Source organism: Niveispirillum sp., assembly GCF_017996735.1.
Taxonomy (GTDB): Bacteria; Pseudomonadota; Alphaproteobacteria; order Azospirillales; family Azospirillaceae; genus Niveispirillum.
This window is the reverse complement of the sequence record NZ_JAGOGJ010000045.1, coordinates 42,100-48,254: the sequence shown is the minus strand read 5'-3', so window position 1 is coordinate 48,254 and position 6,155 is coordinate 42,100. Positions and strand designations below refer to the sequence as shown.

6 protein-coding genes are annotated in these 6,155 nt (G+C 65.0%); all 6 read right to left on the bottom strand.

Going from position 1 to position 6,155, the window contains the following annotated elements; translation table 11 throughout:
- On the bottom strand, positions 1–381 hold a 381-nt coding region (locus tag KBA48_RS15635; RefSeq protein ID WP_292907984.1), incomplete at its 3' end, for an SDR family oxidoreductase.
- Between the two features lie 14 nt (positions 382–395).
- On the bottom strand, positions 396–1,193 hold the full coding sequence (locus KBA48_RS15630) for an SDR family oxidoreductase (protein WP_292907982.1): 798 nt from the start codon (positions 1,191–1,193) through the stop codon (positions 396–398).
- Positions 1,194–1,307: 114 nt separating this feature from the next.
- Positions 1,308–2,474, bottom strand: coding sequence for a M20 aminoacylase family protein (locus KBA48_RS15625; RefSeq protein WP_292907980.1), 1,167 nt, complete (start codon positions 2,472–2,474; stop codon positions 1,308–1,310).
- A 188-nt stretch (positions 2,475–2,662) separates the two neighbouring features.
- Complete coding sequence (locus KBA48_RS15620; protein WP_292907978.1) at positions 2,663–3,157, bottom strand: Lrp/AsnC family transcriptional regulator; 495 nt, start codon at positions 3,155–3,157, stop codon at positions 2,663–2,665.
- A gap of 190 nt (positions 3,158–3,347) precedes the next feature.
- Positions 3,348–4,736 carry an aspartate aminotransferase family protein gene (locus tag KBA48_RS15615; RefSeq protein ID WP_292907976.1) on the bottom strand — a complete coding sequence of 463 codons (1,389 nt, stop codon included), beginning with the start codon at positions 4,734–4,736 and terminating at the stop codon, positions 3,348–3,350.
- Positions 4,737–4,918: 182 nt separating this feature from the next.
- Positions 4,919–6,127: an FAD-dependent oxidoreductase gene (locus tag KBA48_RS15610; RefSeq protein ID WP_292907974.1), complete on the bottom strand. Its 1,209-nt coding sequence runs from the start codon at positions 6,125–6,127 to the stop codon at positions 4,919–4,921.
- Positions 6,128–6,155: the final 28 nt, after the last annotated feature.

The following is a 6,155-nucleotide window of genomic DNA, read 5'->3' as shown; positions in this document are numbered from 1 at the left end:
CACATGGGCGGCAGTCAGGGTCAGGCGCTGCACGGCCGCCACGTTCAGGTCCAGCATGGGATCATAGGCGGTGGGGGCGCTGGCCAGCGCCGGGCCATTGGGACCCAGGCCGGCATTGTTGATCAGCAGGCTGATGGCCGCATCGCTGACCAGCCGGTTGGCGACCAGATCCTGACCAGCCGCACTGCCCAGATCGGCGGGCAGGACGTCGACCTTGCGGCCCGTTTCCGCCCGCAACCGCAGGGCCAGGGCTTCCAACCGGACGGCATCGCGGGCCACCAGGATCAGGTCATAACCACGGCGGGCCAGCCGGTCGGCATAGGTGGCGCCAATACCGGCAGAGGCGCCCGTGACCAGGGCAGTGCCTTTATTATCAAACATTTGGATGCTCCAGTTCAGACGTTGCGGTAGCGGGCGGCCGGCGTTGAAGCCGACAAGTGCGTCGACATGGTGCGGCGGGCTGCCTCGTAGGCAGTCCATTCGCCACCATCCTGCAGGGGCGGAATGGTCACCACTTCTCCGGCATCAAGGCCGGCCAGGGCGGCATCAACCAGATCGTCGGCGCGCATTACCCAGTCAGCCGGCAGGGTGCCGTGGCCGCCCGCCATATCCCAGAAATCAGTGGCCGTGGCTCCGGGCAGGACCGCCTGAACCCGCACCCCTTTCGATCCGACCTCATGCTGCAAGGACTGGGTCAGGGCCAGGACATAGGCCTTTGTCGCTCCATAGACCCCATTCAGGATTTCCGGTGCGATGGCCACGATGGACGCGATGTTGACCACAGTGCCGGCGCCCCGCGCCACGAAGCTCGGAATGACGGCATAGGTCAGGCGGGTCAGGGCCGTGACGTTGACGCCGATCATCCGCTCCATCTCATCCACGTCGGAGGATAGCAGCGGCGTGGCGGCGCCGAAGCCGGCATTGTTGACCAGCAGCGTTATGGACACATCCTGGCGCAGACGTTCCTCCACCCGGCGAAGATCGGCGGGGTTGTTGAGGTCGGCGGGAAGGATATCAACGGCACGGCCGGTGGTGGCGGTGATGCGATCGGCCACACCGCGCAGGCGGTCCGCACTGCGTGCCACCAGGATCAGGTCATAACCGCGACGGGCCAGACGGTCGGCATAAAGGGCGCCGATGCCGGTGGAAGCACCCGTGACCAGGGCCGTGCCTTTGGAATTCTGCGTACTCATTTTCTTCTCCGATACGCCCCGTTCGGGGGGTGATGGGGGAAGAATAGACCGGTAAAGTCATGTCCTGAATGTCATATAAACAGCAAATCAGGACATGCCGGCTCAGGCGCGCAGTCAGGCACGCAGATGCGCCTCCACCAGTCCCGCATGCAGGCGGATGCCGGTGGGGATGATGGCGTCGTTGAAATCATAATGGGGATGGTGGAGGGGGCTGCCGCAGGCGCTTTGCCCGTGGTCTGCCCCCTGACCCAGCCAGAGATAGGCGCCCCTGGTCGCCTGTAGCATGAAGGCGAAATCTTCCGAGGTGAAAGCTGGTTCCGGCGCTGTGAAGGCGTGGGGGGAGACTGTAGCGGCCACGGCCAGGGCGGCAGCGGCAGCCTCGGCATCATTGATGGTGGCGGGGTAATAGCGGTCGTAGACAATCTCCGCTGTTACGCCATGGGCCAGGGCCACGCCTTCCACCACCTGACGCAGGCTGGCCTCGATCCGGTCCTGGATGGCGGGATCGAAGCTGCGCACGGTACCGCCCAGGGTGACGGCGGCGGGGATGACATTATGGGCATGGCCGCCGGCAATGCGGGTGACCGACAGGACCGCGGTCGCCATGGGCGGGATGCGCCGGGCGATGATGGTGTTGAGCTGTCCCACCATCTCGCTGGCCGCCAGGATGGCGTCGGGGGTGACATGCGGCATGGCGGCGTGGCCGCCCTTGCCCTTCACGACGATCTCAAACTTGTCGGCGGCGGCCATGATGGGGCCGGGCCGGGTGGCGACATGGTGGGCCGGGAGGTCGGGCCAGTTATGCAGGGCAAAGACCCGCTGGCATGGGAACCGGTCGAACAGGCCGTCCTTCACCATCTCCCGCGCCCCGCCCAGACCTTCCTCGGCCGGCTGAAAGATGAAATTCACGGTGCCGTCGAAATTCCGCGTGCGGGCCAGATGGCGGGCGGCCCCCAGCAGCATGGTCGTGTGCCCGTCATGGCCGCAGCCATGGAAGATGCCGGGATGGGTGCTGGCATGCGGCAGTCCGGTCGCCTCCTGAATCGGCAGGGCGTCCATGTCGGCGCGCAGGCCGATGGTGCGGTCCGACGATCCGGCGCGCAGCACACCCACGACACCGGTACCGCCGATACCTTCATGCACCTCCAGCCCGATCCCCTTCAGGGCGGTGGCGACAAGGGCGGCGGTGCGATGCTCCTTGAAGCCCAGTTCGGGATGGGCGTGGATATCGCGGCGGAAGGCCACCAGGGCGGGGAGGAGGTCGGACAGTGTGTCGGGCATGGGGCCGTGATCCGTAGGGGGGAGAATGTGGTCATGGATACTGCCCTCACCCTCCCGTCGGCTTGTGCCGATGGACCCCTCCCTCTCCCGCAAGCGGTAGAAGGGCGTCATACCCGCCCCTCGCCCACAAAGTGGGAGAGGGAGGGGCCCGCCCGTGTCAGCGGGTGGGAGGGTGAGAGGACTCCGCCCTATCCCTGATCCCCGAACAGGGTCTGGATGGGCAAATGATGCTTGATGAAGGGGGATTTGATCACGACATAGCTGAAATATTTCTCAATCCCGAAATCGCCCTCCAGCATGCCTTCGATGATGGTCTGGTAATGGGCGACACCCTGGGTCACGAATTTCAGCAGGTAATCATACCCACCGCTGACCAGATGGCATTCCACGATCTCATCGATCTTGCGGATGCGCGTCTCGAACCGTGAGAAGTCGCCCGACCGGTGTTCGGTCAGGGTGACCTGGGTGAAGACGGTGAGGAATTCACCCAGCTTGGCCAGATTGATATGGGCGCCGTAGCCCGTGATGTAGCCCGCCTTTTCCAGCCGCTTGACGCGGGTCAGACAAGGGCTGGGCGACAGGCCCACGGCGTCTGCCAGCTCGACATTGGTGATGCGGCCCGCCTGCTGCAACTGTGCCAGGATCTTCAGGTCGATCCGATCCAACTTGGGTCCCGGTATCATATGTCGAGCGCCTTTTTCCTGAAGGTCAAAGACTGTTACCAACAGCCGGCAACCTGACCATCGGTCAGGATTGCCGGCCCCTCAAACGCCGGGCGCCAACATCGGTTGGCTTGGGCTTACGCGGCATGTGCCGCGCGGCGGCGACCGCCGCCGTACCGATGGTCATGATCATGACCATCGGTACAAGGGATCAAGCCAGGGCCGCCCGGACATCCGGTGCTTCCAGCAGATCATCCAGGGTTTTCCGAATGCGCTGGAAAATCAATGACATTTCGGCAGCGTTACAACAGAGCGCGGGTGCCAGTCCAATGATGTTGTCACCGAAGGCGCGGAAAATCACGCCATTGGCATAGCCCTGCTTGAACAGCCGGTCGGGCAGCTTCAGCGATGCATCGAAGCGGGTCTTTGCGGCCTTGTCCGCCACCAGTTCGATGGCACCCAGCACACCCTGGCCGCGTACATCACCAACCAGCGGGTGATCGGCCAGGGACTCCAGACCGGCGGCGAAATCGGCGCCGCGCGCCTGACCATTGGCCAGGATGCCGCCTTCGGTATAAAGCCGGATGACCTCCAGCCCGACAGCGGCGCTGACCGGATGACCGGAATAAGTGAAGCCATGGCCGACCACATCGCCGCCCTTCGCGGCGGCGGCGATGCCCTGGTAGATCTTTTCCGACATCATGACGGCACCCATGGGGGCATAGCCGGCGGTCAGACCCTTGGCCATGGTCATCAGGTCGGGTTCAATCCCCTCATGCTCACAGGCGAACATCGGGCCGGTGCGGCCGAAACCGGTGATGACCTCGTCCGCCAGGAACAGGATATCCAGGTCGCGGCAGGCGTCGCGCATGGCCTTCAGCCAGCCCTTGGGTGGGACGATGACGCCGCCCGACCCCTGGATCGGCTCACAGAAGAAGGCGGCGACATTGTCGGGACCGCCCAGTTCATCGACCTTGGCATGAAGCTGGGCCAGCGAGCGGGCGATCACGGCTTCCGGCTCGCTGCCCACCTCGGAACGGTAGGGGTAGGGCGACGGAATATGATGCTGCCACGGGCGCGGCAGGTCGAACAGGCGGTGGAAATTGGCCAGCGCCGTCAGGCCGGCACCCGTGGACGACGACCCGTGATAGCCGCGTTCCAGCGCGATGCAATGCTTCTTGGTGGGCTTGCCCACGGCGTTCCAGTAATGGGTGATGTAGCGAACGGCAGAATCCACCGCATCCGACCCGCCCAGCGTGAAATAGACACGCGTCAGGCTGGCCGGCGCCAGTTCCACCAGCCGTTCGGCCAGCTTTACCGCCGGCTCGCTGCCGAAATGGAAATAGCCGGTGGCGTAGGGCAGGCGGCGCATCTGTTCGGCGGCCGCCTCCACGATGCTTTCCTGGCCGTAACCGACATTGACGCACCAAAGACCGGCGAACGCGTCCAGCAACTCGTTCCCGTCCATGTCCTTCAGCCACATGCCCTTGCCGCTTTCCAGCAGGGTGGCGCCCCGCGCCTCGTGCCCATGGAAGGAGGTGACGGGGTGGATCAGGTGATCGCGGTCGATATCAAGCAGGGAACGGTTGCGCTTCAGCATCGGCTTTGGCCTTGGAAGGAGGTCCTGTCCTTGAGCCTAGGCGCGCTGTACCGGGAAAAGGCGCTGTTGTCGGGGGCGGATCGGTCGCGGCCGCAAAAATCGGGCACGCGCCACGGCATGATATGCCGCTATCGATTGTGGGCGGGTGGGGCGCAGGTGTGGGGTACCCGCGCCGCCGGACCTCAGGGGACGATCACATAATCCGGGTTTGCCACTGCAAAGACGACGTCACGGTCGGGGGCGGGCGGGTAAATCCAGATCTGGTTGATCTCCTGCTTGATCTTCTTGCCTTCTTCCCGCGTGAACCGTACCTGCCGGTCCCAGCCCTCGGTGAACAGCGCTCCCCAGGGGCCCAGGTCCAGGCAGGTGACATATTTGGGCTGGCTGTAGGGATGGGTCGGCAGGCCCACCAGCTCGGCCGCCGCATTATGGCCGGCGACACGTCCCAGGCTCAGCCCATGCTGACAGGTCATGGGGGCGATATTGCCGACATCGTCCGTTGCGGCACGCACGATGTCGCCCGTGACGAAGATGCCGTCGGCGGCGGGCGCCCGCAGGAAGGCATCGCCCACGACCCGGCCCAGATTGTCATGCTCCCCCGGCACCTGCGCCGCCAGCGCATGGGCGCGCATGCCGGCGGTCCAGATCACCGTCTGTGTCGGGATCCGTTCCCCGTCCGACAGGGTGACGCTCTCGGCATCGATGGCGGCAACGCGCAGACCGGCACGCGGCTCCACACCCGTTTCGGCCAGGGCCTCCCGGATGACGGGCAGGGGGCCGGTGCCAAATTCCGACCCGATCTCCTGTGCGGTATCGACGATGATGGTGCGGATGGCGGCCTGTTCGCCCAGGATGGCGCGCAGGCGGGTGGGGATCTCGGTGGCGGTTTCCAGGCCCGTGAAGCCGCCGCCGGCCACCACGACGGTGTTGCGGCCCAGGCTTTCGGGCCGGCTGGCCAGCGATTTCAGATGCGTATCCAGCGCCTGCGCCCCGCCCAGCGTATCGACATTGAAGCCATATTCCTTCAGGCCCGGAAAGGGCGGCGTGAACAGGCGGCTGCCCGTGGCCAGCACGAACCGGTCATAGGAAAGGGTCTGCGGTGCGCCGTCACGGGGCAGGAAGGTGATCTGCTTCTTCTCGGCATCGATGCCATCCACGATGCCGGCCAGATGCGTCACGCCGACGGCGGCCAACAGGGCGGAGATGTCGGGCGCCATATTTTCCAGCACCGCCTCATACAGGCGGGGGCGGATGATCAGGTTGGGGGTGGGGGAGATCATGGAGATCGCCACCTCTTCCCCCTTGCCGGCCAGATGTACGGCGCGGGCGGCAGACAGGGCGGCCCAGAGGCCGGCAAAGCCGGAACCGGCAATGATGATCTGCTTGGTCATGATTGTATCCTCTCATCAATGGGCATGG